Source organism: Halobacterium sp. MBLA0001, assembly GCF_049705385.1.
In the GTDB taxonomy this organism is placed as follows: domain Archaea; phylum Halobacteriota; class Halobacteria; order Halobacteriales; family Halobacteriaceae; genus Halobacterium; species Halobacterium salinarum.
Window position 1 is genome coordinate 1 of the sequence record NZ_JBNAMQ010000011.1, and the last position, 840, is coordinate 840.

The 840-nt window shown below is 57.7% G+C and carries 1 protein-coding gene; it reads right to left on the reverse strand.

The window, feature by feature from the left end:
- On the reverse strand, positions 1-840 hold an 840-nt coding region (locus ACOZ32_RS14140; protein ID WP_424335353.1), incomplete at both ends, for a DUF790 family protein.

The following is an 840-nucleotide window of genomic DNA, read 5'->3' on the forward strand; positions in this document are numbered from 1 at the left end:
TCGACCGGATCGCATGGTCCTCGGCTACCTCGACGACATCATAGACGTGGATACCAGACTTGAACCACAGCAGACGGTCACTCGCTCCTTCGAAGTCGTCCGCCGAACAGTCCAGTCGTTCTGAGACCGCTACAAGCAGATGGTCAACGTCTGCATCACGCAGCTTCGCCAGCTTCTTTTCAAGATATTCGGGCGTCCAGAACCCCACGATTTCGAGAATCGCTCGTCGGCCATCGGGGTGTTCAAGCGCGAAGTCTGGAATCATCACCTCCGCACCCAGGTCTAGCACGTCGTCTTCTCGGAGTAATTCCCAGTCGGTGTTCGCCCGGTTCCACTTCTGGGCGAGCGTTCGTTCGACGTCGCTGTCAAAGTCACTCTGAGCGGTGTAGTGTGACGAGAGGCCCTCGGTATGGTCGAGGTCAAATGACAACGTCTCTCCCCTCTGGCTGTCTTCGTCGTTGAGAATTTCGGCGTGCATCTCCCAGCGGTCACATAACGGGAGCGCCGGGAGAAAGTTCGACATCCGAATCCCGTACTTCCGTGACTGTGAGAACAGCGACGCAGGCCCATCCAATACTGCCTCATACCCATCGGCGGCGTCCGTCGTTGATACCCGGTTGCCGTCCGTGTCGATGGGATAGATACGGTGCATCAGCCCGAACAGTTTTACATAGCTGAACGCGGTGCCGAAGTGGTCCCAGACTCGGATCCGCATCTGGGTTGCGTCGTACAGTACTGCTTGCGCCAACGCGAGATTATACCGGGTGAGGAGCCACTCCACTGTGATGGTGTCCTCGGCGTACGTCTGCTCGCTATCACCCGTCAATCGCGTCGTCGCTG